At 63.5% G+C, this 21,429-nt stretch carries 25 protein-coding genes; 19 read left to right on the forward strand and 6 right to left on the reverse strand.

Features of this window, described 5'->3' with window-relative positions; translation table 11 throughout:
* Positions 1–67: 67 nt before the first annotated feature.
* Positions 68–208, reverse strand: coding sequence for a hypothetical protein (locus tag RAD04_RS03965; protein WP_461623192.1), 141 nt, complete (start codon positions 206–208; stop codon positions 68–70).
* Positions 209–284: 76 nt separating this feature from the next.
* Complete coding sequence (locus RAD04_RS03970) at positions 285–449, reverse strand: Flp family type IVb pilin (RefSeq protein WP_007599783.1); 165 nt, start codon at positions 447–449, stop codon at positions 285–287.
* Between the two features lie 270 nt (positions 450–719).
* On the opposite strand from RAD04_RS03970, the gene RAD04_RS03975 reads away from it, so the two are divergent.
* The 4 genes from RAD04_RS03975 (at position 720) to RAD04_RS03990 (ending at position 3,657) form a co-directional block, all read left to right on the forward strand.
* Complete coding sequence (locus tag RAD04_RS03975; RefSeq protein ID WP_461622739.1) at positions 720–1,547, forward strand: sterol desaturase family protein; 828 nt, start codon at positions 720–722, stop codon at positions 1,545–1,547.
* Positions 1,548–1,697: 150 nt separating this feature from the next.
* Positions 1,698–2,195: a pilus assembly protein N-terminal domain-containing protein gene (locus RAD04_RS03980; protein ID WP_461622740.1), complete on the forward strand. Its 498-nt coding sequence runs from the start codon at positions 1,698–1,700 to the stop codon at positions 2,193–2,195.
* 230 nt (positions 2,196–2,425) lie between these two features.
* A complete protein-coding gene (locus tag RAD04_RS03985; RefSeq protein ID WP_461622741.1) occupies positions 2,426–3,007 on the forward strand; it encodes a TadE/TadG family type IV pilus assembly protein in 582 nt (193 codons plus the stop codon).
* A 23-nt stretch (positions 3,008–3,030) separates the two neighbouring features.
* On the forward strand, positions 3,031–3,657 hold the full coding sequence (locus RAD04_RS03990; RefSeq protein ID WP_461622742.1) for a TadE/TadG family type IV pilus assembly protein: 627 nt from the start codon (positions 3,031–3,033) through the stop codon (positions 3,655–3,657).
* 99 nt (positions 3,658–3,756) lie between these two features.
* Here RAD04_RS03990 and RAD04_RS03995 read toward each other — a convergent pair whose 3' ends face one another.
* From RAD04_RS03995 to RAD04_RS04005, 3 genes are all read right to left on the reverse strand, one after another.
* Positions 3,757–3,969: a cold-shock protein gene (locus tag RAD04_RS03995; RefSeq protein ID WP_028142093.1), complete on the reverse strand. Its 213-nt coding sequence runs from the start codon at positions 3,967–3,969 to the stop codon at positions 3,757–3,759.
* A gap of 257 nt (positions 3,970–4,226) precedes the next feature.
* On the reverse strand, positions 4,227–4,514 hold the full coding sequence (infA, locus tag RAD04_RS04000) for a translation initiation factor IF-1 (RefSeq protein ID WP_008131890.1): 288 nt from the start codon (positions 4,512–4,514) through the stop codon (positions 4,227–4,229).
* A 23-nt stretch (positions 4,515–4,537) separates the two neighbouring features.
* Positions 4,538–6,112: a DEAD/DEAH box helicase gene (locus RAD04_RS04005; protein WP_461622743.1), complete on the reverse strand. Its 1,575-nt coding sequence runs from the start codon at positions 6,110–6,112 to the stop codon at positions 4,538–4,540.
* 505 nt (positions 6,113–6,617) lie between these two features.
* Between RAD04_RS04005 and urtA the strand changes: the two genes are divergently transcribed.
* From urtA to RAD04_RS04080, 15 genes are all read left to right on the forward strand, one after another.
* The gene (gene urtA, locus RAD04_RS04010; RefSeq protein WP_026202068.1) at positions 6,618–7,940 is read left to right on the forward strand and encodes an urea ABC transporter substrate-binding protein; all 1,323 of its coding nucleotides are present in this window, start codon (positions 6,618–6,620) and stop codon (positions 7,938–7,940) included.
* Positions 7,941–8,024: 84 nt separating this feature from the next.
* The gene (urtB, locus tag RAD04_RS04015) at positions 8,025–9,632 is read left to right on the forward strand and encodes an urea ABC transporter permease subunit UrtB (RefSeq protein ID WP_461622744.1); all 1,608 of its coding nucleotides are present in this window, start codon (positions 8,025–8,027) and stop codon (positions 9,630–9,632) included.
* Complete coding sequence (gene urtC / locus RAD04_RS04020) at positions 9,629–10,798, forward strand: urea ABC transporter permease subunit UrtC (protein ID WP_461622745.1); 1,170 nt, start codon at positions 9,629–9,631, stop codon at positions 10,796–10,798. Before urtB ends, urtC begins: the two co-directional genes overlap by 4 nt.
* A 4-nt stretch (positions 10,799–10,802) precedes the next feature.
* Positions 10,803–11,564: an urea ABC transporter ATP-binding protein UrtD gene (urtD, locus tag RAD04_RS04025; protein ID WP_018318771.1), complete on the forward strand. Its 762-nt coding sequence runs from the start codon at positions 10,803–10,805 to the stop codon at positions 11,562–11,564.
* 3 nt (positions 11,565–11,567) lie between these two features.
* Positions 11,568–12,263 carry an urea ABC transporter ATP-binding subunit UrtE gene (gene urtE / locus RAD04_RS04030; protein WP_018318770.1) on the forward strand — a complete coding sequence of 232 codons (696 nt, stop codon included), beginning with the start codon at positions 11,568–11,570 and terminating at the stop codon, positions 12,261–12,263.
* 32 nt (positions 12,264–12,295) lie between these two features.
* The gene (locus RAD04_RS04035) at positions 12,296–13,126 is read left to right on the forward strand and encodes an urease accessory protein UreD (RefSeq protein ID WP_461622746.1); all 831 of its coding nucleotides are present in this window, start codon (positions 12,296–12,298) and stop codon (positions 13,124–13,126) included.
* A gap of 37 nt (positions 13,127–13,163) precedes the next feature.
* On the forward strand, positions 13,164–13,466 hold the full coding sequence (locus RAD04_RS04040; protein ID WP_007605424.1) for an urease subunit gamma: 303 nt from the start codon (positions 13,164–13,166) through the stop codon (positions 13,464–13,466).
* Between the two features lie 112 nt (positions 13,467–13,578).
* Positions 13,579–13,884: an urease subunit beta gene (locus RAD04_RS04045; protein WP_026202067.1), complete on the forward strand. Its 306-nt coding sequence runs from the start codon at positions 13,579–13,581 to the stop codon at positions 13,882–13,884.
* Between the two features lie 57 nt (positions 13,885–13,941).
* Positions 13,942–14,481, forward strand: coding sequence for an HD domain-containing protein (locus RAD04_RS04050; protein WP_461622747.1), 540 nt, complete (start codon positions 13,942–13,944; stop codon positions 14,479–14,481).
* 34 nt (positions 14,482–14,515) lie between these two features.
* Positions 14,516–16,231, forward strand: coding sequence for an urease subunit alpha (gene ureC / locus RAD04_RS04055; protein ID WP_461622748.1), 1,716 nt, complete (start codon positions 14,516–14,518; stop codon positions 16,229–16,231).
* A 142-nt stretch (positions 16,232–16,373) separates the two neighbouring features.
* The gene (locus RAD04_RS04060) at positions 16,374–16,673 is read left to right on the forward strand and encodes a putative quinol monooxygenase (protein ID WP_018318764.1); all 300 of its coding nucleotides are present in this window, start codon (positions 16,374–16,376) and stop codon (positions 16,671–16,673) included.
* 14 nt (positions 16,674–16,687) lie between these two features.
* Positions 16,688–17,344, forward strand: a complete 657-nt coding sequence (locus RAD04_RS04065) for an urease accessory protein UreE (protein WP_461622749.1) — start codon at positions 16,688–16,690, stop codon at positions 17,342–17,344.
* Positions 17,325–18,053, forward strand: coding sequence for an urease accessory protein UreF (locus RAD04_RS04070; protein ID WP_461623156.1), 729 nt, complete (start codon positions 17,325–17,327; stop codon positions 18,051–18,053). The genes RAD04_RS04065 and RAD04_RS04070 overlap by 20 nt, the downstream gene beginning before the upstream one ends.
* A gap of 39 nt (positions 18,054–18,092) precedes the next feature.
* Positions 18,093–18,716 carry an urease accessory protein UreG gene (gene ureG / locus RAD04_RS04075; RefSeq protein WP_008131868.1) on the forward strand — a complete coding sequence of 208 codons (624 nt, stop codon included), beginning with the start codon at positions 18,093–18,095 and terminating at the stop codon, positions 18,714–18,716.
* Positions 18,717–19,012: 296 nt separating this feature from the next.
* The gene (locus RAD04_RS04080; protein WP_461622750.1) at positions 19,013–20,671 is read left to right on the forward strand and encodes a CHASE domain-containing protein; all 1,659 of its coding nucleotides are present in this window, start codon (positions 19,013–19,015) and stop codon (positions 20,669–20,671) included.
* A 33-nt stretch (positions 20,672–20,704) separates the two neighbouring features.
* Here RAD04_RS04080 and RAD04_RS04085 read toward each other — a convergent pair whose 3' ends face one another.
* Positions 20,705–21,334: a TetR/AcrR family transcriptional regulator gene (locus tag RAD04_RS04085; RefSeq protein WP_461622751.1), complete on the reverse strand. Its 630-nt coding sequence runs from the start codon at positions 21,332–21,334 to the stop codon at positions 20,705–20,707.
* Positions 21,335–21,429: the final 95 nt, after the last annotated feature.

A 21,429-nucleotide genomic window follows, 5' to 3' on the forward strand; every position in this document is an offset into this window, starting at 1 on the left:
CCGGCAGTGCTAAACAAACCGACAACGGCAGCAAGAGCGCGCGAGGTTGAAGCCGCGGAAAGCGTCGTCACCAGAGGCTGGCAATGCGCGCGGCGAGCGCGGCCGTCGCAAGCAGCAGCGCAAGGCAGACCCAATAGACCGGCGAGCCGGCCTGTGCCGCCGCTGTCTCGTTTGCCGCGATCGCGGCATCGGTTCTGTACTTACGCAACGCCACTGGAACTCGCCGTCTTCGGAATAACAAAGGCCCCGGAGATCCGGGGCTTTTGCCGTCGTTCGTCGGTTGCTTACTTCAGCGAGCTGCTGATCGAGGTGAACTTGGCGTTCAGCGTGGTGCCGAGGTTGTTGACGACGGTGATGATGGCCAGCGCGATGCCGGCGGCGATCAGGCCGTATTCGATGGCGGTGGCGCCGGATTCATCCTTCGCGAAACGTGCAATCAAGTTCTTCATGAACATAACTCCATCTGGGGTGGGGATCGCCTCGTTCGGCGCCGTCTTTGACCCGATGACCATGAGAGCCGAGCTCTTTCGGTAGAGTTAATTCGATCGGGCAAACCCGCTTGCGGCGCGATGCTTTGGCCCAGAGTGAATTTCGTCTTAAGGCGGCGCCTGTAATTCGTTCCGGTTCCGGATGTACCGTCGGCGCGGCGCCTGGCTTCACGCTCCCTTAAATTTAGCGGCGTAGGCGTAACTGAGCTGGAATTCGCAAGAGAGGCGACGATGTCGAGCCTGCCCATGCAAGTCGCCCTGATGCTCGGCGAGACCATCGTCAAGGTGATTCCCATCACCTTCGCGCTCGCGGCGGTCTTCACCGTGCTCGAACATTTCTGGGCCTGCAATGCCGGCGCGCCGTGGTGGCGCAAGCGCGAGATCATCACCGACATCTGCTACTGGTTCTTCGTTCCGGTGTTCGCCCGCACCATGCGGATCGGACTTCTGATCGTCGGCGCGAGCCTCGTCTTCAACATCCACGACGCCGACGAACTCATCGCCTTCTATGACAATGGCCACGGCCCGCTGTCGTTAATGCCGCTCTGGGTCCAGGCTGTGTTGTTCCTGATCCTGTCCGACCTCATGCTGTATTGGTTGCACCGGCTGTTCCACGGCGGCGGGTTCTGGAAGTACCACGCGATCCATCACTCCTCGGAGGAGATAAGCTGGATTTCGGCGGCCCGCTTCCATCCCGTCAATCTCGTGCTCGGCACGATCGGCGTCGACGTCGTGCTGCTGATGGCCGGCATTTCCCCGAACGCGATGGTCTGGCTCTCCCCGTTCACGACCTTCCATTCGGCCTTCGTGCACGCCAACCTGAATTGGAGCTTCGGGCCGTTCAAATATTTGCTGGCGACGCCGGTGTTCCACCGCTGGCACCACACCTCGCTCAAGGAGGGCGGCGACACCAATTTTGCCGGCACGTTCCCGATCTGGGATGTTCTGTTCGGCACCTTCCGTATGCCCGAGGGTAAACTGCCGCAGGATTACGGCAAGGACGAAGCGACCATGCCGAAGGAGATCGCGGGCCAGTTCGCCTATCCGTTCCGCCGCTAGCCTCGAAGGCGGGAAAACGCCAGTCTGTTCAAACAATAGTCGGCGAGTTTGCGGAACGTTCACGAATTAAGGGCAGGTTAGCCGGGTCGGGCACTGGCTCCGCCGTATCGAGTCGCTTCTGCCGGTTTGTGACGTCCCGGGGGTAAGAGTATGCGTAAAGAATTGCTGCGCCGTCGGGCGCGCGTTTGTCTTCTGGTTGCGGCCGCGGTGCTGGCATCGCCGGCCGCCGGCTTTGCCGACCCCACCGCCGACACCATCGCGGTCAATGTCGACCAGGCAAAGCTGGTGCGGCTGCCCGGCAAAGTGGCGACCATCGTGGTCGGCAATCCCCTGATCGCCGACGTCACGCTCCAGCCCGGCGGCATGATCGTCGTGACCGGCAAGGGCTATGGTGCCACCAATTTCATCGCGCTCGACAGGGCCGGCGAGATTCTGGTCGATCGCCAGATCCAGGTCGAAGGTCCGAGCGACCGGCTCGTCACCGTTTATCGCGGGATCGAGCGCGAGTCCTACAGTTGCGTGCCGCTTTGCCAGCGTCGCGTGACGCTCGGCGACAGCGACACCTATTTCAACAACACGATGAGCCAGGCCGGCTCGCTGAGCGCCAGCGCCAGCGGTGGTGGCGGCGGTCCGCCCAAGTCCAATTAGCGGCACTGATCGGCGGGTTTGCCCGGCCTGCATCCCGCCAGGCTCGCTTTGCGGATACGAGGCAGAGGGCTCTGCGCCCGCGCCGCGCTTTCCGCGGGCTGGGGGCGCTGCTGGTTAACGCATTCTTAACGGCCCGGTCCGCCGGCTGCGGATCGCCTGAAACACTTAGACAATCAGTTTCCGCTATTGAACGGGACAGTTGATCGCCCGTTGCTGGGGAATTTGACGCGATGCCATCGCCTGCACCTTCGAGATTCACACTCCGGAAAGCGCTAGGCCGGTTTTGCGGCAACCGCCGCGGTTCCGCGGCCGTCGAATTCGCCCTGGTCGCACCGATGTTCTTCGGGCTGCTGTTCGCCATCATCGAAACGGCGCTCATGTTCTTCGCGAGCCAGGTGCTCGAGACCATCACGCAAAATTCCGCGCGCGCGATTCTGACCGGCCAGGCGCAAGCGCAGGGCGGTTCGGTGGCGGCCTGTCAGACCACGCCCAACGTGGTCATGGCGTGCGACCAGACGACGTTCAAGGCCTATGTGTGCACGCAGATCCCGGCGCTGTTTGATTGCAGCAAGCTCTACGTCGACGTCGTGAGCACCAGCTCCTTCGGGTCGCTAAGCCTGACGAACTACGGCGATTCCTGCAATTTCAACCCGGCCGGCATGCAGTACAGTGCCGGGACCTCCGGCCAAGTGGTCGTGGTGCGGCTGTTCTATCAGTGGCCGCTCATCGTCACCGGCCTCGGTTACAATATCGGGTGCAGCAACAAACGGCTGATGGTGGCGACCATGGCCTTCAAGAACGAACCCTTCTGAGACAGATGGATCCGAGCGGACCGATGCAGGCGATTGTGAATATCTGGCGGAATGCACGTTGTTCCGTGCGCGACTTCGCCGCCGACAAGCGCGCGCTCGCGGCGACGGAATTTGCGGTCATCGTCCCGCTGATGCTGGTGATGTTCTTCGGCACTGTCGAGTTCTCGTCGGCCGTGGCGATAGATCGCAAGGTCACATTGATCGCGCGGGCTCTGTCCGATTTGGCATCGCAGTCGGTCAAGCTCACCGATGCCGACATGAAGGATACGTTCACGGCGAGCATCTCGGTCATCATGCCCTACGACGCTACCCTGGTGAAGGGTACGGTCTCCCAGATCCAGATCGATGCCAACAGCATTGCCACGATCCAGTGGAGCAGGGCCGGGACCATTGCGAGCGGTGCGACGCAAGCGACGCTGGCGACCTCGGCCCGCAAGCCCGGCGACAAGGTCACCAGCATGATTCCTGCGTCGCTGTTGATTCCGTCGACCTACCTCATACTCAGCGAGGCGAGCTACACTTACACGCCTTCCGTGGGCTATGTGTTGAAGTCGAGCATACCCTTGGGCGATGTGTCCTACACCCGGCCGCGCCAGGTCGCCTGCGTCCCCTATCCCTATCCAGATAACAACAACCAATCGACGTGCTGACATCCGCGAGCAGGCGCTAAAATGAAAAAGGCCGTGCGTCGCGCACGGCCTTCTTGTTGTCTTTGGCTTGCGAGCCGATCGGGCCAAGCGCCCGGCGGCTCAGCCTTCAGAGCGGAGGTTGTCCGCTGCCGACTTGCCGGAACGGCGGTCGGCCACGATCTCGTAGGAAAGCTTCTGGCCTTCACGCAGCGTGCCAAGGCCCGCACGCTCCACAGCGCTGATGTGGACGAACACGTCCTGGCCGCCGTCGTCGGGCTGAATGAAGCCGAAGCCCTTGGTCGCGTTAAACCACTTCACGGTTCCCATGCTCACGGGGATAGTCCCTTCTCAGATAACACAATGTTAGAGCCTGCTTGCGCAGGCCGGTTAGATCGAATTTTTGGAAGGGTCGTCAGCGTGTCTGAACCGGCTGTACCGGTGGATGCTAATGTCGTCCGGCCGAAAATCGATAAATTCATTTTATCGGAATTGAGGCCTCAAAACAATCCGGACATGCACGATTTTTTGATCCGCCGCGATGTCCGCGGCGGATCCACATAAAGGTCGGAATCTTAGTTCCGCTCAGGCGCCTAGCGACGGCGGAACTGACCGCCGCGCTGGCCCGGACGAGGTGGTCCACCCACCCCGCTGGGACGCTCGTCCTTGTGGCGGAAAATCAGCCGGCCCTTCTCGAGGTCATAGGGCGACATCTCCACCGTCACGCGGTCGCCTGCCAGCGTCTTGATGCGGTTCTTCTTCATCTTGCCGGCGGTATAGGCGACGATCTCGTGTCCGGCGTCGAGCTGCACGCGGTAGCGTGCGTCGGGGAGGATTTCGGTGACCAGTCCTTCGAACTGGATCAGCTCTTCCTTAGCCATGAATTTCTCCAGGTCGTGGACGGCTAGTGCGAATAGGGTTTGCGGTTCGGTTGGCCGTTCGGCCGACTCTCACGGCGCAAAAAGGCAACGCCTTGTATCCCATCAGCTGCCCCGGCGCTATGCGTGGAACGCTGTTCTGGACGGCTGCCTGCAGAAGAATGCGTCTTCCCGCCAGAGCGTGGACGACGAGACCCCTTTGAGCCCTTCGGGCCATTGCCGGGCCGCCCGTCAGCATGTCGCGCTTCGCCGCCATGTCGGCCTTCACCGGGGCGTCCATCGCCGTGCTTGCCGGCGCTATGGTGGCGTCCGTCGGAGTGTCGTTCGTCGCTACGACGCCCGTCCCCGTGGCGTCCCTCGCCATGCCTTGCGCCTTGCGGACGCTGGCCCGGGCGGCCTCCGCGGCCCTGTCGTTGCTGCGGCGCGGGAGGACCCGCATCGCGGCGACCGGCGTCGGTGCGGAGATCTTCGCGCGGCAGTGCCACCTTGATCAGCCGTTCGATGTCGCGGAGATAGCTGAGTTCCTCGCCGCCCGCGACCAGCGAGATCGCGGTGCCGTCGGCGCCGGCGCGCGCGGTGCGGCCGATGCGGTGGACGTAGGTTTCCGGTACGTTGGGCAGGTCGAAATTGATGACGTGGCTGATGCCGTCGACGTCGATGCCGCGGGCGGCGATGTCGGTGGCGACCAGGGTGCGGATCTCGCCCGAGCGGAACTGGGCCAGAGTCCGTTCGCGATGGTTCTGCGACTTGTTGCCGTGGATGGCGCTTGCGGGGATGCCGGCCTTCTCGAGCGACTTCACCACCTTGTCCGCGCCGTGCTTGGTGCGGGTGAAGACCAGGGCGCGGTTGACGGGCTCGTCCTTCAGAAGCTTGGTGAGGAAGGCGGGCTTGGCGGAGAAATCGACCTGGACGATGCGTTGATTGATGCGCTCGGCGGTCGAGGAGACCGGGGTCACCGCGACGCGGGCGGGGTCCCGCAGCATCGCGTTTGCAAGCTCGGCGATGTCCTTCGGCATGGTGGCCGAGAAGAACAGCGTCTGCCGCTTGATCGGCAGCTTGGCGACGATTTTGCGGATGTCGTTGATGAAGCCCATGTCGAGCATGCGGTCGGCTTCATCGAGCACGAGGAATTCGACGCTCGAGAGCTTCAGCCCGTTGCTCTGCACTAGGTCGAGCAGGCGGCCGGGGGTGGCGACCAGCACTTCGACGCCCTGCATCAGCGAGCGGACCTGGCGGCCCATCGGAACGCCGCCGATGGCGAGCGTCGAGGACAGGCGGATGTGGCGGCCATAGGCGTTGAAGCTGTCGAGGATCTGGCCGGACAGCTCGCGGGTCGGCGACAACACCAGGACGCGGGTCGTCTTGGGCTGTGGCTTGATACGGTGCTCGAGCAGGCGGTGCAGGATCGGCAGCGCGAAGGACGCGGTCTTACCGGTCCCGGTCTGGGCGATACCGACGACGTCGCGGCCGGTCAGCGCCGTGGGAATGGTCTGGGCCTGGATGGGGGTGGGGGTGACGTAATTCTCTTCTTGAAGAGCGCGCGCGATGGGTTCGGCGAGGCCGAAGTCCTGAAACGAAGTCAAAAGAGGGGTTCTTTCCATGTCAAAAGCGCAACGCCCGGCGCATTCAGCGCGGCGCACGCAAAAGGGTGTCGAGAAGACACCTGCGTGTTTGGGGTGTCGGATGGCTTGGGAGATATGGGGCAAGCCAGAGGCCCGTAAGGGCTTAAGAACACGCGGCTCGCGACGACCGCTTGATTCGCAAGAGGTCTCGGCCGCTCATATGGAACATCGAGGGGGCGCTTTCAAGGCAAGCTCGCTCAAAATGGCGATTGCGGTGCAGAAATAGTTGTGCCGGAAATTTAGCCAGAACGGGCATTTTGCCTATAAAATGACCAGCCTGCCGCTTTGGCATACATTTGAATTGCTCAAGATTTGGGCTGGTTCCGGGGCGGGAAACTTTGATTTCTAGCAGTTTTGTTAGCAAAACCAATTGGTTGGCAGGTGCTCAGTCCATGGCATGGTTCTTGCGAATCCGTTAATCGCAGGCGGCCGTGGGGCCGTTTCGCAGCGTTTTTCACGTCTGCGTCAGGGAGATGAGACACTCATGTTTAGCAAATCCACTCACGATATAGCGGCGTCATTTAGCCGCCGCGGCGTGCTCGCCGCGACCGCCGGACTGGTGCTCGGTCTGGCTTCATTGACTGGCGCCAAGGCCGCGGATGACACCATCAAGGTCGGCGTGCTGCACTCCCTGTCCGGCACCATGGCCATCAGCGAAACCACGCTGAAGGACACCATCCTTTTCCTGATCGACGAACAGAACAAGAAGGGCGGCGTTCTCGGCAAGAAGCTCGAGGCCGTTGTCGTCGACCCCGCGTCAAACTGGCCGCTGTTCGCCGAAAAGGCGCGCGAGCTGATCACCAAGGATAAGGTCTCGGTCGTGTTCGGCTGCTGGACCTCGGTGTCGCGCAAGTCGGTGCTGCCCGTCTTCAAGGAGCTGAACAACATCCTGTTCTACCCCGTGCAGTACGAGGGTGAGGAGAGCGAGCGCAACGTGTTCTACACGGGTGCGGCACCTAACCAGCAGGCGATCCCCGCCGTCGACTACCTGATGAAGGACGAGAAGGTGAAGCGCTGGGTGCTCGCGGGCACCGACTACGTCTATCCGCGCACCACCAACAAGATCCTGGAAGCCTATCTGAAGTCGAAGGGTGTCGCCCAGGAAGACATCATGATCAACTACACGCCGTTCGGTCACTCCGACTGGCAGACGATCGTGGCCGACATCAAGAAGTTCGGCTCGGCCGGCAAGAAGACCGCGGTGGTCTCGACCATCAACGGCGACGCCAATGTTCCCTTCTACAAGGAGCTCGGCAACCAGGGCATCAAGGCGAAGGACATCCCGGTCGTTGCGTTCTCGGTGGGTGAAGAAGAGCTCGCCGGCATCGACACCAAGCCGCTGGTCGGCCATCTTGCCGCCTGGAACTACTTCCAGTCGATCAAGTCGCCGGAGAACGAGAAGTTCATCAAGGCATGGCAGGCCTACACCAAGAACCCGAAGCGCGTGACCAACGATCCGATGGAAGCGCACGTGATCGGCTTCGACATGTGGGTCAAGGCGGTCGAGAAGGTGAAGTCGACTGATCCGGACAAGGTGATCGACGCTCTCCCGGGCATCGAAGCCAAGAACCTGACCGGCGGCGTGTCGAAGATGCTGCCGAACCACCACATCACCAAGCCGGTGTTCATCGGCGAGATCAAGGGCAACGGCCAGTTCGACGTGGTCTGGAAGACCCCGGGACTCGTCGCGGGCGATGCCTGGTCGAAGGAGCTCGACGGCTCCAAGGACCTGGTCGGCGACTGGGTTGGCAAGAAGTGCGGCAACTTCAACACCAAGACCAACAAGTGCCTCGGTTCGGGCTCCTGATCCGGATCTGACACGCCATAGCACGCCCGGAGAAGGCGGCGATCCCGCCGCCTTCTCCACTCATTTCTGCCGGGGTCATTCACAGTGCCAGCCCATTTGTCCGCGCGCCTCTGCTCGCTTGCGCTCTCGTTGTTCCTGATCGTGTTCGCGCTGCCGGCCCTCGCCGGTCCGTTCGAGGATGCGGTCGCCAAATTCGCCAACGATGATTATTCCGATACGGACGAGGCGATCGGCGTGATCGCAAGCAGCGGCAATCCGCTGGCTTTCCCCATCATCAGTGCGCTTCAGGACGGCCGCCTGATGGCCGACCTCGACAGCAAGAAGGTTTACGTCACCGGCACCGACGGCAAGTCGATCGATGCCGCGACCGGCCAGGCGGTGGCCAGCGTTCCCGACAGCGCGAGCGCGGTCCGTCTCAACAACCGCCTGCGCCGCAGCGTCGACGCCGCGCTGGGCAGCCTGACGCTCCAGTCGCCGGACGTCGGGACGCGGCTCCAGGCAGCGCAATCCGTCTTCAAGTCGCATGAGGAGACCGCGCTCGAGGCGGTCGACGGTGCGCTCGCCAAGGAAACCAACAGATCCGTCAAGGCTGCGCTCGGCGATGCCCGCGCGGCCATCCTGCTGTTCAAGTCGGACGCCACCGAAGTCGAGAAGCTGGAGGCGGTGGCCACCCTCAAAGGGCGCGGCGACCAAGAGGCACTGGCCCTGCTCACAGGCATGGGCGACCAGCCGGCGTCGGTGACCAAGGCTGCCGCGAGCGCGATCGGCTCGATCCAGAGCTCGCTCGCGGTCTGGTCCATGGTGCAGAATGCCTGGTACGGCCTCTCGCTCGGCTCGGTGCTGCTGCTCGCCGCGATCGGGCTCGCCATCACATTCGGCGTGATGGGCGTGATCAACATGGCGCATGGCGAGATGGTGATGATCGGGGCCTACACCACCTTCGCGGTGCAGGAGGTGATCCGCACCCGCTATCCCGGCCTGTTCGACTATTCGCTATTGATCGCGGTGCCGCTGGCCTTTGTCGTCGCCGGCGCGATCGGCGTGCTGATCGAGCGCAGCATCATCCGTTTCCTCTACGGGCGTCCGCTGGAGACGCTGCTCGCGACCTGGGGCCTGTCGCTGGTGCTGCAGCAGGCCGTGCGCACCATGTTCGGCCCGACCAACCGCGAGGTCGGCAATCCCTCCTGGATGAGCGGCGCCTTCGAGCTCGGCCAGATCACCATCACCTATAACCGGCTCTGGATCCTCGTGTTCACGCTCGCCGTGTTCGCGATCCTGCTCGCGATGCTGCGCTACACCGCGCTCGGCCTCGAGATGCGCGCGGTGACGCAGAACCGCCGCATGGCGGCCTCGATGGGCATCGCCACCTCGCGCGTCGACGCGCTGACCTTCGGGCTCGGCTCCGGCATTGCCGGCATCGCCGGCGTGGCGCTATCGCAGATCGACAATGTCAGCCCCAATCTCGGCCAGAGCTACATCATCGACAGCTTCATGGTCGTGGTGTTCGGCGGCGTCGGCAATCTCTGGGGCACGCTGGTCGGCGCCTTCACGCTCGGCATCGCCAACAAGTTCCTGGAGCCGGTCGCCGGCGCCGTGCTCGGCAAGATCGCCATCCTGGTTCTCATCATCCTGTTCATTCAAAAGCGCCCGCGCGGCCTGTTCGCGCTCAAGGGCCGTGCGGTGGAAGCATGACCCCTCACATGCTGACGCGATCGCTGGACCGCAGCGCGACGATCTTCCTTGCCGTCGTCGCGGCCTGCGGCATCCTCATCCCGCTCTCCAATTTGCTGCTGCCCGCGGGCTCGTTCCTGCAGGTGCCGACTTATCTGGTCGCGCTCTGGGGCAAATATGTCTGCTACGCGATCCTCGCGCTTTCGATCGATTTGATCTGGGGCTATTGCGGCATTCTCTCGCTAGGCCACGGCGCCTTCTTCGCGCTTGGCGGCTACGCGATGGGGATGTATCTGATGCGGCAGATCGGCACCCGCGGCGTGTACGGCAATCCGATCCTGCCCGACTTCATGGTGTTCCTGAACTATTCGAAGCTGCCCTGGACCTGGTACGGCTTCGACATGTTCTGGTTCGCGGCGCTGATGGTGCTGCTCGTGCCCGGCCTGCTGGCCTTCTGCTTCGGCTGGCTCGCGTTCCGCTCCCGTGTGACCGGCGTGTATCTGTCGATCATCACGCAGGCGATGACCTATGCGCTGCTGCTCGCCTTCTTCCGCAACGATTTCGGCTTCGGCGGCAACAACGGCCTGACCGACTTCAAGGACATCCTAGGTTTCAATGTCCAGGCGGAGGGCACCCGCGCGGCGCTGTTCGCGCTGAGCTGTCTGGCACTGATCGCAGGTTTCCTGATCTGCCGTGCGATCGTCTCCTCCAAGCTCGGCAAAGTGCTGATCGCGGTGCGTGACGCGGAGTCGCGCACGCGCTTCCTCGGCTACCGCGTCGAATCCTACAAGCTGTTCGTGTTCACGGTGTCGGCCTGCATGGCCGGCGTCGCCGGCGCCCTCTACGTGCCGCAGGTCGGCATCATCAATCCCTCCGAATTCGCGCCCGGCAATTCGATCGAGGCGGTGATCTGGGTCGCGGTCGGCGGCCGCGGCACGCTGGTCGGCGCCGCGCTCGGCGCCGTCGTCGTCAACTACGCCAAGACGTTTTTCACCTCGGGCGTGCTGGCGCCGTACTGGCTGTTCATGCTGGGCGCATTGTTCATCCTGGTGACGTTGCTGCTGCCGAAGGGCATTGTCGGGACTTTCAACGCCTGGTGGGATCAGTCGAAGGAAAAGCGCAGCGCCGCGGCCATGGCGAGTGCTGCGGCCGAGGACGGCATCACCGAAGCGAAGATGGCGGAGTAGCGCAATGAACGTCATGGATAACCGCGCAACCTCCGCAATGCTCTATCTCGACGGCGTGCACGTCTCGTTCGACGGCTTCCACGCCATCAACAATCTGTCGCTGACGCTCGAGCCCGGCGAGATGCGCGCCATCATCGGCCCCAATGGTGCCGGCAAGACCACGATGATGGACATCATCACCGGCAAGACCAAGCCCGACGAGGGCACGGTTCTGTTCGACGGCGTCACCGATCTGACGCGGCTCGACGAGACCCGCATCGCCGAACTCGGCATCGGCCGCAAGTTCCAGAAACCGACCGTGTTCGAGAGCCAGACCGTGCAGGACAACCTCCTGCTCGCGCTCAATGTCGATCACAGTGTCAAGGGCACGCTGTTCTGGCGCGGCAGCAAGGCGGAGTCCGAGCGCATCGACAAGGTGCTTGAGACGATCCGTCTCACCGAGGCCCGCAACCGCCTTGCCGGCAGCCTCAGCCACGGCCAGAAGCAGTGGCTGGAGATCGGCATGCTGCTGGCGCAGGACCCGAAACTGCTCCTCGTCGACGAGCCCGTCGCGGGCATGACCGACGTCGAGACGCATCTGACAGCCGAACTGCTGAAAGAGATCAACAAGACCCACACCGTGATGGTGGTCGAGCACGACATGACCTTCGTGCGCGAGCTCGGCGTCAAGGTCACATGTCTGCACGAAGGCACCGTGCTTGCCGAAGGAACCATCGACCAGGTCTCGTCCAACGAGCGGGTCATCGAAGTCTATCTGGGACGCTGAGCGATGCTTGAGGTCAAGGATATCAATCTGTTCTACGGCGCGGCGCAGGCGCTGCGCGGCGTCTCGATCTCGGCCGAGCCGGGCAAGGTGACCTGCGTGCTCGGGCGCAACGGCGTCGGCAAGACCTCGCTCTTGCGCGCCATGGTCGGGCAATATCCGATTTCGTCGGGCGCGATCGTGCTCGACGGCAGCGACATCACCGGCCTCAAGCCCTATGAGCGGGCGCGCAAGGGCATCGGCTTTGTGCCGCAGGGCCGCGAGATCTTTCCGCTGCTCACGGTCGAGGAGAACCTCAAGACCGGCTTCGGTCCGCTCAAGCGCGAGGACAAGCACATTCCGGATGACGTGTTCTCGCTGTTTCCGGTGCTGCAATCCATGCTCGGCCGGCGCGGTGGCGATCTCTCCGGCGGCCAGCAGCAGCAACTCGCTATCGGTCGCGCGCTGGTGATGCGGCCGAAATTGCTGCTCCTCGACGAACCGACCGAGGGCATCCAGCCCTCGATCATCAAGGACATCGGCCGCGCCATCTCCTATTTGCGCAACCTCGGCAACATCGCCATCGTGCTGGTTGAACAATATCTCGACTTTGCCTGCGAACTCGGCGACAGTTTTGCCGTGATGGATCGCGGCGCGGTGAAATTCACCTGCGATCGCGCCAATTTGGACGCGAGCGAGATCAGCCGCCAGATGGCGCTGTAAGCCGTTCTGCCGCGACCGGCTGGGGGAGGCGGATGCGCAGCGACGTTTCGGTCACGTCAGGGGTTTTCGAGGCAAACCGTGCCCGCGGCGCGGTGCGCTTCGACGTCCATGCGCGTGACGGCGTGACGCGGCGCGGCGTCTTGCATGAATCCGGCTCGCTGCGCGTGCGTTTTCCTTCGCCGGAAGGCGAGGGGCTCTCCGGCGTGTTCGTCAACACGGCAGGCGGCGTTGCCGGTGGCGACAGTTTTGAGATCGACATCGCGGCGGGCGAGCGCTCGCGCCTGACCTTGACTACGGCGGCTGCCGAAAAGGTCTATCGCGCGCCCGGGACGGCGGCGCGGCTCAAAATTTCCTTGAAGGTGGACGCGGGAGCGCATCTGTCCTGGCTGCCCCAGGAGACGATCTTGTTTGACCGCGCCCGGGTCCACCGCCGCTTCGATATCGAGCTTGATGATGCCGCCTCGCTCCTGCTCTGCGAGATCGTGGTGTTCGGCCGCACTGCCATGGGCGAGCGGATGGAGCAGGGCGAGTTCGTCGACCGCTGGCGGCTACGGCGTGGTGGCAGGCTGGTGTTTGCCGAGACCATCAGGCTCGACGGCAATATCGGCGCAAAGCTTGAGCGATCCGCCGTCGCCAAGGGCGGTGCCGCGATCGGCACGGCGCTGATCGTGCCCGGTGACGAGGCTCTGATCGAGCGCATTCGCGAGGCCTCGGACTCATTCTCCGGCGAGGTCGGAATCTCGGCGTGGAATGGCTTTGCAATGGCGCGGTTCTGTGCCCAAGATGCGGCGCGGTTGCGGGCCGACATGATGGCCGTGCTGGCGCGCACTGGAACGGCCCTGCCGCGACTCTGGCTGAGCTGACCGGCTGAATTGACGTGTTGAACGGAAGAGATTCTTCATGAACCTGTCTCCCCGCGAAAAGGACAAGCTTCTGATCTCGATGGCGGCCATCGTGGCCCGCCGCCGGCTGGATCGCGGCGTCAAGCTGAACCATCCCGAGGCGATCGCCATCATCTCCGATTTCATCCTTGAAGGCGCGCGCGACGGCCGCACTGTCGCCGAGCTGATGCAATCCGGCGCGCAGGTCCTCACCCGCGACCAGGTGATGCCGGGCATTCCCGAGATGATCCACGACATCCAGGTCGAGGCGACCTTTCCGGACGGGACCAAGCTCGTCACCGTCCACGAGCCGATCAGGTAATTCGAATTCGTCATTCCGGGGCGCCCGCAGGGCGAACCCGGAATCCAGAGGTTTTGGTTTCGAGATTCCGGCCTTCTCGCTGCGCGAGCCCCGGAATGACGAGGAGGATAGAATGATCCCCGGCGAACTCTTCATCCAGGACGGCGAGATCGAGCTCAATGCCGGCCGCAAGACCGTGACGCTGACGGTGGCCAATACCGGCGACCGCCCGATCCAGGTCGGCTCGCACTATCATTTCTTCGAGACCAACCCCGCACTGAAATTCGACCGCAAGAAGGCCCGCGGTATGCGCCTCGACATCGCCGCCGGCACCGCCGTCCGCTTCGAGCCCGGTCAGACCCGCGACGTCCAGCTCGTCGCGATGGCGGGCAAGAAGACGATTTACGGTTTTCGTGGCGACGTGATGGGGAAGCTGTGAACCCCACAGGAACGAGCGCGGCGCGGCACGGTTGAGGCGGAAACGGAGGTCTTTGCCATGCTGTCGCCCGTCCGCCTCGTCTCAGAAGCCGCCGAACTCGCTGCGCACCGTCACAATGGCATGGCGCGCAAGGGGCGCGGCAACGAGCCCTACATCAATCATCTCGCCGAGGTCGCGAACCTGCTGGCGACCGCGACCGACGGCGCCGATGCCGAACTGGTCGCGGCCGGCTGGCTGCATGATTCGATCGAGGACACCGACACCACACGCGAGGAGCTTGCGCAGAAATTCTCCGAGCGTGTTGCATCCTTGATCGTCGAGTGCACGGATGACATGAGCCTGCCGAAGGCCGAGCGCCGGCAGAAACAGATTAAGGATGCGCCCCACAAATCGCCGGGCGCAAAGCTGATCAAGATCGCCGACAAGATCAGCAACATCGGCGCACGCATTCAGACCGATCCGAGTGCGGACGAGCGCGACGATCTCGCTGATTACGTTGGATGGGCCACGCAGGTCGCTGCCGGTTGCCGCGGCGGCAATCCGTGGCTCGACGAGAAATTCGATGATGCCGTGAAAGCAGCGAAGGCTTTGCTGTGAGTCACCAGATATTCAAACGCAAACGGGGCTTGTGATGTCCGTCAAGATGAAGCGTTCCGTCTATGCTGACATGTTCGGCCCGACCACCGGCGACAGGGTGCGGCTGGCCGACACCGACCTCATCATCGAGGTCGAGAAGGATTTCACCACCTATGGCGAGGAGGTGAAGTTCGGCGGCGGCAAGGTGATCCGCGACGGCATGGGGCAGTCGCAGGTCACCAACAAGCAGGGCGCGGCCGACACCGTCATCACCAATGCGCTGATCGTCGATCACTGGGGCATCGTGAAGGCTGACGTTGCCATCAAGGACGGCATGATCGCCGGCATCGGCAAGGCCGGCAATCCCGACATCCAGCCGGGCGTCACGATCATCATCGGCCCCGGCACCGACGTGATCGCGGGCGAAGGAAAAATCCTCACCGCCGGCGGCTTCGACAGCCACATCCATTTCATCTGCCCGCAGCAGATCGAGCACGCGCTGATGTCGGGCGTCACCTCGATGCTGGGCGGTGGCACCGGCCCGTCGCATGGCACCTTCGCCACCACCTGCACGCCGGGTCCCTGGCACATGGGGCGGATGATCCAGTCGTTCGATGCCTTCCCGGTCAATCTCGGCATCTCCGGCAAGGGCAACGCATCGCGGCCCGCCGCCCTGGTCGAGATGATCAAGGCCGGCGCCTGCGCGCTGAAGCTGCACGAGGACTGGGGCACGACGCCGGCGGCGATCGACAACTGCCTGTCGGTTGCCGATGCTCACGACATCCAGGTGATGATCCATACCGATACGCTGAACGAATCTGGTTTCGTCGAGGACACCATCAAGGCGTTCAAGGGCCGCACCATCCATGCCTTCCACACCGAGGGCGCCGGCGGTGGTCACGCCCCAGATATCATCAAGGTCGCAGGGCTCAAGAACGTGCTCCCGTCCTCGACCAACCCGACGCGGCCCTTCACGCGCAACACCATCGACGAGCATCTGGACATGCTGATGGTGTGCCACCACCTCGATCCCTCGATCGCGGAAGATCTGGCGTTCGCGGAAAGCCGTATCCGCAAGGAGACCATCGCGGCCGAAGACATCCTGCACGATCTCGGCGCGCTCTCGATGATGTCGTCGGACTCGCAGGCCATGGGCCGGCTCGGCGAGGTCATCATCCGGACCTGGCAGACCGCCGACAAGATGAAGAAGCAGCGCGGGTCACTGCCGCAGGACAAGGGCAAGGACAACGACAATTTTCGCGTCAAGCGCTACATCGCCAAATACACCATCAATCCCGCGATCGCGCACGGCGTGTCGAAACTGATCGGCTCGGTCGAGAAGGGCAAGCTCGCCGATCTCGTGCTGTGGTCGCCCGCCTTCTTCGGCGTCAAGCCGGACTGCATCGTCAAGGGCGGCACGATCGTCGCAGCTCCGATGGGCGATCCCAACGCCTCGATCCCGACGCCGCAGCCGGTGCATTACCAGCCGATGTTCGGCGCCTTCGGCAAGGCGCGCACGGCATCGTCCGTGGTGTTCACCTCGAAGGCGGCCATCACCGGCGGTCTCGCGCGAAAACTCGGCATCGAGAAGAAGCTCTATGCCGTGCAGAACACCCGCGGCAAGATCTCGAAAAAGAGCATGATCCACAACGACGCCACGCCCAATATCGAGGTCGATCCGGAGACCTATGAGGTCCGCGCCGACGGCGAATTGCTCACCTGCGCCCCCGCGGAGGTGCTGCCCATGGCGCAGCGATATTTCATGTACTGAAAATAGCGCGTCAACGCATGTCCGCGGGATTATGTCCAGAGGGCATGTCCGGGGATGGCTTTTACGGTTTTGCGTTCGATCCCGCCTGGTCTAATGTCCCGCCCGGTATCTAACCTTAGAAGAAAAGCCGGGAGGATTTCTCGTGATCTACGTCGTTGCCACCTTGACCATCAAGCCCGAGACGCGCGCCGAATTCATTGCAGCCGCCACCGCCTGCATCAAGGAGACGCGGAAGGAGCCCGGCAATATCGCCTATGATCTGCATGAAAGCGTCACCGATCCTGCCAAGATGGTGTTCGTCGAGCAGTGGGAGAACGCCGAGGCGCTGGTGCCACATCGTGGCATGGAGCACATGAAGACGTTCGGGCGCGTGGCGGTCAAGTGCTTCACGGCACCGCCGAAGATCGAAGTGATCACGCCCGAGAAGGTCGAGACAAGGTAACGGGGTAAAAGCGCATGATCCGGGCGACGCAGGTCAAGGGACAGCACCGCTTCACGGAAGCGCCGGCGGATACGGTGGTGCTCGATTTCGACGATCGGCACCGCCGCCGCATGGCGATGACGGGAACGCGGGGGCTCGAATTCCTGCTCGACCTGGAGCACGCCGTCGCGCTGCGCGGCGGCGATGCGCTGGTGCTGGAGGACGGCCGGCTGGTTGAAGTGGTCGCGGCGCCCGAGCCGCTGCTGGAAATCCGCGGCCGCGATCCGCATCACCTCATTCGCGTCGGCTGGCACCTCGGCAACCGTCATCTGCCGACGCAGATCATGGCGAAAGCCTTGCGCATTCGCCGTGATCACGTCATCGAAGCCATGGTGAAGGGCCTCGGCGCGCGCGTGATCGAGATCGAGGCGCCGTTCGATCCCGAAGGCGGCGCCTATGCCGATGCCGGCCACGCGCATGGGCATGACGATCATGCGCATCATGATCACGGCCATCATCATGATCATGGTCACGACCACCACGATCACCATGGCCATGATCATCACGCTCATGACCACCACCATGATCATGCCGCGCATGATCATGGGCACGATCATCACCATCACCACGACGAGCATTGCGATCATCCCGACCATCACCACGGCCACAAGCATGCTCATGATCACAAGTGAGCCGGTCGCAGCCTGCGACCTCGCCGAGGGCGAGGCGGCGGCGCTGTACCGGCTGATGACCTGGCTGTCGCCGGCATTCCCGGTCGGCGGCTTCTCCTATTCCAGCGGTATCGAATGGGCGGTCGAGGCGGGCGACATCGTCGATACAGCCACGCTGGCCGACTGGCTCGACGCAATGCTCGGCGACGGCTCCGGCTTTTGCGACGCGACGTTTCTCGTGCATGCCTATCGTGCTGCAGAGATGGGCGAAGATGCGACCTTGAGCGATATCGCCGAGCTCGCCGCGGCCATGGTGCCGTCGCGCGAGCGCCAGCTGGAGACGACCTCGCAGGGCCGCGCCTTCATCGACATCTCCCGGGCTGCCTGGGATGTAGACGGCCTGGATGCCATGGTTGCGGCATGCCGCACGTCACTGGTCTATCCCGTCGCGGTCGGCGTGGTCGCCGCCAAGCACGGCGTGGCGCTGGCGCCGACGCTGCACGCATACCTGCATGCGTTGGTATCGAACTGGATTTCGGCCGCCAGCCGGCTCATTCCGCTCGGCCAGACTGACAGCCAGCGCGTGTTGGTGAGGCTGGAAGCGGCCGTCGCCGCCACCGCCAATCGTGCGTTGAACGCAGCATTGGACGATCTTGGCAGCGCGACCTTCCGCGCCGATCTCGCCAGCCTGCGGCACGAGACGCAATATACCCGGCTGTTCCGGTCGTGAGCGGTGCGGCCTTTGACCCATCGAGAAAGAGCGAATGACATGTCGAAATCTCACGGCCCCTTGCGTGTCGGCGTCGGCGGTCCGGTCGGATCGGGCAAGACCGCGCTGATGGACCTGCTCTGCAAGACCATGCGCGAGCGCTATGACATTGCCGCGATCACCAACGACATCTACACCAAATGGGATGCCGAGTTCCTGGTGCGTTCGGGCTCGCTGACGCCGGACCGCATTGCCGGCGTCGAGACCGGCGGCTGCCCGCACACCGCGATCCGCGAGGATGCCTCGATGAATCTCGCCGCGGTGGCGGACATGCGCGCCAAGTTTCCCGGGCTCGATCTCGTTCTGATCGAGTCCGGCGGTGACAATCTCGCTGCCACTTTTTCCCCGGAGCTGGCCGACCTGACCATCTACGTCATCGACGTGGCCGCCGGCGACAAGATCCCGTCCAAGGGCGGCCCCGGCATTACTCGGTCCGACCTGCTGGTCATCAACAAGATCGACCTCGCCCCCCATGTCGGCGCCTCCCTGGAGAAGATGGACACGGACGCCAGGCGCATGCGCGGCGAGCGTCCCTTCGTCATGACCAATCTGAAGAAGAGCGAGGGCCTTGACCGCATTGTCGGCTTCATCGAGGCCAAAGGCGGCCTCAAACGGGCGGGCTGACAGCGCGCGACGACTTGGCGCATGCTGTTTCCGCCGTTAACCCTGCGGCCGGGCCGCAACCACGGAACAAATTTCGGACACGGCGATTAACTACCTCCGGTGCCCGGGCAATTCATCCCGGCCAGACCATCGGCCGGGCGGATTAAGCTTTCCAGGCGACCCAAGTTGCGTACTGATGCCTCCTCCTTCATTATCTCTGCCACCGGGGTTCACCCTGTTTCGGCACATGGCCGTTCGAGCGGCGTTCATATGCTCCTTGTTTATTGCCGACCTCCTGCTTTCGCCTGAGTAGTCGCGTGGTCCGGCTGGGTTTCATCATCGGTTTCATCGCTCTGCTCGGAGCCTTGCTCTCCGGGCTTGCGGCCTATCGCGTCCATGACCAGGAGCTGGCGCTAGACCGGATCGCGCTCGCGCGCGCGATCGACGTTCATGCCAGCCTGGTGCAGGACCGGCTCACCGAGCGCGAACTGCTCGCACGCGTCGCCTCAGGCCTGTTCCGCACACCATCCGTGATCAAGCCGAACATGCTGGAGCCGCTGCGCTCGGCCATTTACGCCTTCAAGACCGATTTCGTGGTGGCCGGCTGGATCGCCCGGCTGAAGCCGAACGAGCTTACGGCGGCGCAGGCTGCCATTGGAGGCGCCGGCTTCCCCAATCCGAAGATCCGCACCTTTGACGACAAGCCGATCAATCCGGCCGAGATCACCCAGCCGATCGACGTGCTGTTGGATCTCGAGCCGCGCAGCGACGAGACCAAGGCGCTGCCTGGCCGTAGTTACGACCAGGATCAGGTTCGCAGCGCCATGTTGACACGGGCCCGGCTCGAGAAGCGGTCGGTGGCGTCGGACCCGATTCCGCTGTTGCGCGGCAACGGGCCGGTCGGGATCATTGTGGCAGCTCCCGTCATTCCCGAGGGTGCGACCGAGCCAGCCGGGTTCGTCACCTTTTCCTACGAACTCGCCTCGCTGATGCTGACCAATGACGATATGTCGTTGTTCTCGGTCGCGCTCAGGGACCCGCGCAAGGAAGGTGGCGAGCTCGTTGCCAACGATCAGGGCATCGTCTCCACCCGCATGACGACGGCGGACGGGCCGACGCCATCGGCGACGCGCACGGTGAGCTTCGGCGGCCGTGACTGGCAGCTGGGTTATTACGCCAAGACCAACTCGGCGCGTCGCGCCGAGCAGACCGCGATCATCGTGGCTGCGATCGGCTTTGCGATCACTGCGATGGTGTGCGGCCTGTTTGGCTATGTCGCCTACAACAATCTGCGGCTCAGCCGGGAAATCCAGGTCAGAATCGGCTTCGAGCGCCGGCTGACCGCGGTGATCGACGAGCTCAACCACCGGGTCAAGAATATCCTCGCGGTGATCCAGTCGATCGTCACGCGCACCTTGCGCCACGGCTCGGACATCGACGTCGCCCGTGAACTGCTGATCGGCCGCATCCACGCCATGTCCAACGTGGTCTCGCTGCTCAGCGAGAGCCAGTGGCAGGGCGTCAAGCTGAAGGGCCTGTTCGAGGCGCGCGCCATCCCGCATGCCGACCGCATCGCCGTCACGGGTCCTGATATCGCGGTCAGCGCGCGCGCGGCGCAGAGCCTCTCGCTGCTGTTCTTCGAACTTGCCTCGCATTCCGACGAGGGCCTGTCGCTGGTCGGAAAGCACCCGCACATCACCGCCATCTGGACGGTGACGGGCGAGGGGGCGGGCGAGGTCTTCCATTTCCGCTGGGAGGAGCTCAACACCAGCGAAGCGACGCGCCGCCCCGATTCCGATTTCGGCCTGATCCTGCTCGACCGGGTCGCCCCCGAGGCGCTCGGCGGCACCGCCAAGCGTTATTTCACCGACGCTTCCTATGTCTACGAGCTGACCGCGCCGATGGAGACGGTGGTCGACATGACCGAGCGCGACCGCACGGACAAGATCTCGGCACCGGTGAGGCCTGCGCGATAGAAGCCGCCGGCTTCAGCCTCGGACTGTCCCTTCCTAACCCTTAGGCCGCAACACCAAGTCGACCAGGTTGCGGGCGTAGGCCGGCGTGATCGGCGCGATGCCGAAGACGTAGCGGTAGAACAGGCCGCCATAGATCGCGTCGTAGAGATCCTCAGCCGGCCCTTCGGCCAGGATGCTGCCATCGTTCTGGCCTGCCGCGATCATCTCGACCAGCGCGTCGCGACGGAATTGCAGATAGCGGGCATAGAACAGCTCGGCGGAGCCGGTTTTGGAAATGCATTCGGAGATGACCGCGAGCTGGACCTTGCCGAACTCGCCCTGGAGCGCCTCGGCGTAGGATGTGGCATGGCGGCGGGCGCGCGCTGCGGGGTTGCCGGAGCTCACCGGGGGCAGCGGCAGCATCTGCGCGGCATGTTGAAGAAAGGCGTCGATCAAGAGTGCCTCGCGGGATGGCCACCATTTGTAGATCGTCATCTTGGAGACGCTGGAGTGGCGGGCGACCGCGTCGATGGTGGTGGCGGCAAGGCCAGTGGACGCCATCAGCGCATAGGCGCTTTCGAGAATGGCGTTGCTGGTCTCGATCGATCGAGGCCGGCCGCGCCGGGGCGTGCTCTCGGTCTCCCCACCCCCGCTTTTCACCGTCGCCACGCCCGGTCTCCTCACGTAGAGCTTCCCCGCATAGCGCAGCCGCCGCTTTCGGCCTAGCAGAATCGCACGATTCTCTGCCTAGAGCGTTTTCGAGCGAAGTGGATTCCGGA

It is taken from the genome of Bradyrhizobium sp. 25ACV (genome assembly GCF_054863005.1).

Excerpts from the sequence above, each read along its gene's own strand:
- RAD04_RS03975 (WP_461622739.1), top strand. The coding sequence starts at position 720 with ATGTCGAGCCTGCCCATGCAAGTCGCCCTGATGCTCGGCGAGACCATC.
- RAD04_RS04035 (WP_461622746.1), top strand. The coding sequence starts at position 12,296 with ATGCGCAGCGACGTTTCGGTCACGTCAGGGGTTTTCGAGGCAAACCGT.
- RAD04_RS04050 (WP_461622747.1), top strand. The coding sequence starts at position 13,942 with ATGCTGTCGCCCGTCCGCCTCGTCTCAGAAGCCGCCGAACTCGCTGCG.
- RAD04_RS03980 (WP_461622740.1), top strand. The coding sequence starts at position 1,698 with ATGCGTAAAGAATTGCTGCGCCGTCGGGCGCGCGTTTGTCTTCTGGTT.
- RAD04_RS03990 (WP_461622742.1), top strand. The coding sequence starts at position 3,031 with ATGCAGGCGATTGTGAATATCTGGCGGAATGCACGTTGTTCCGTGCGC.
- RAD04_RS03970 (WP_007599783.1), bottom strand. The coding sequence starts at position 449 with ATGAAGAACTTGATTGCACGTTTCGCGAAGGATGAATCCGGCGCCACC.
- RAD04_RS04045 (WP_026202067.1), top strand. The coding sequence starts at position 13,579 with ATGATCCCCGGCGAACTCTTCATCCAGGACGGCGAGATCGAGCTCAAT.
- ureG (WP_008131868.1), top strand. The coding sequence starts at position 18,093 with ATGTCGAAATCTCACGGCCCCTTGCGTGTCGGCGTCGGCGGTCCGGTC.
- RAD04_RS03985 (WP_461622741.1), top strand. The coding sequence starts at position 2,426 with ATGCCATCGCCTGCACCTTCGAGATTCACACTCCGGAAAGCGCTAGGC.
- RAD04_RS04040 (WP_007605424.1), top strand. The coding sequence starts at position 13,164 with ATGAACCTGTCTCCCCGCGAAAAGGACAAGCTTCTGATCTCGATGGCG.
- infA (WP_008131890.1), bottom strand. The coding sequence starts at position 4,514 with ATGGCTAAGGAAGAGCTGATCCAGTTCGAAGGACTGGTCACCGAAATC.
- RAD04_RS04005 (WP_461622743.1), bottom strand. The coding sequence starts at position 6,112 with ATGGAAAGAACCCCTCTTTTGACTTCGTTTCAGGACTTCGGCCTCGCC.
- RAD04_RS04065 (WP_461622749.1), top strand. The coding sequence starts at position 16,688 with ATGATCCGGGCGACGCAGGTCAAGGGACAGCACCGCTTCACGGAAGCG.
- urtC (WP_461622745.1), top strand. The coding sequence starts at position 9,629 with ATGACCCCTCACATGCTGACGCGATCGCTGGACCGCAGCGCGACGATC.
- urtD (WP_018318771.1), top strand. The coding sequence starts at position 10,803 with ATGAACGTCATGGATAACCGCGCAACCTCCGCAATGCTCTATCTCGAC.
- RAD04_RS04070 (WP_461623156.1), top strand. The coding sequence starts at position 17,325 with ATGCTCATGATCACAAGTGAGCCGGTCGCAGCCTGCGACCTCGCCGAG.
- urtA (WP_026202068.1), top strand. The coding sequence starts at position 6,618 with ATGTTTAGCAAATCCACTCACGATATAGCGGCGTCATTTAGCCGCCGC.
- ureC (WP_461622748.1), top strand. The coding sequence starts at position 14,516 with ATGTCCGTCAAGATGAAGCGTTCCGTCTATGCTGACATGTTCGGCCCG.
- urtE (WP_018318770.1), top strand. The coding sequence starts at position 11,568 with ATGCTTGAGGTCAAGGATATCAATCTGTTCTACGGCGCGGCGCAGGCG.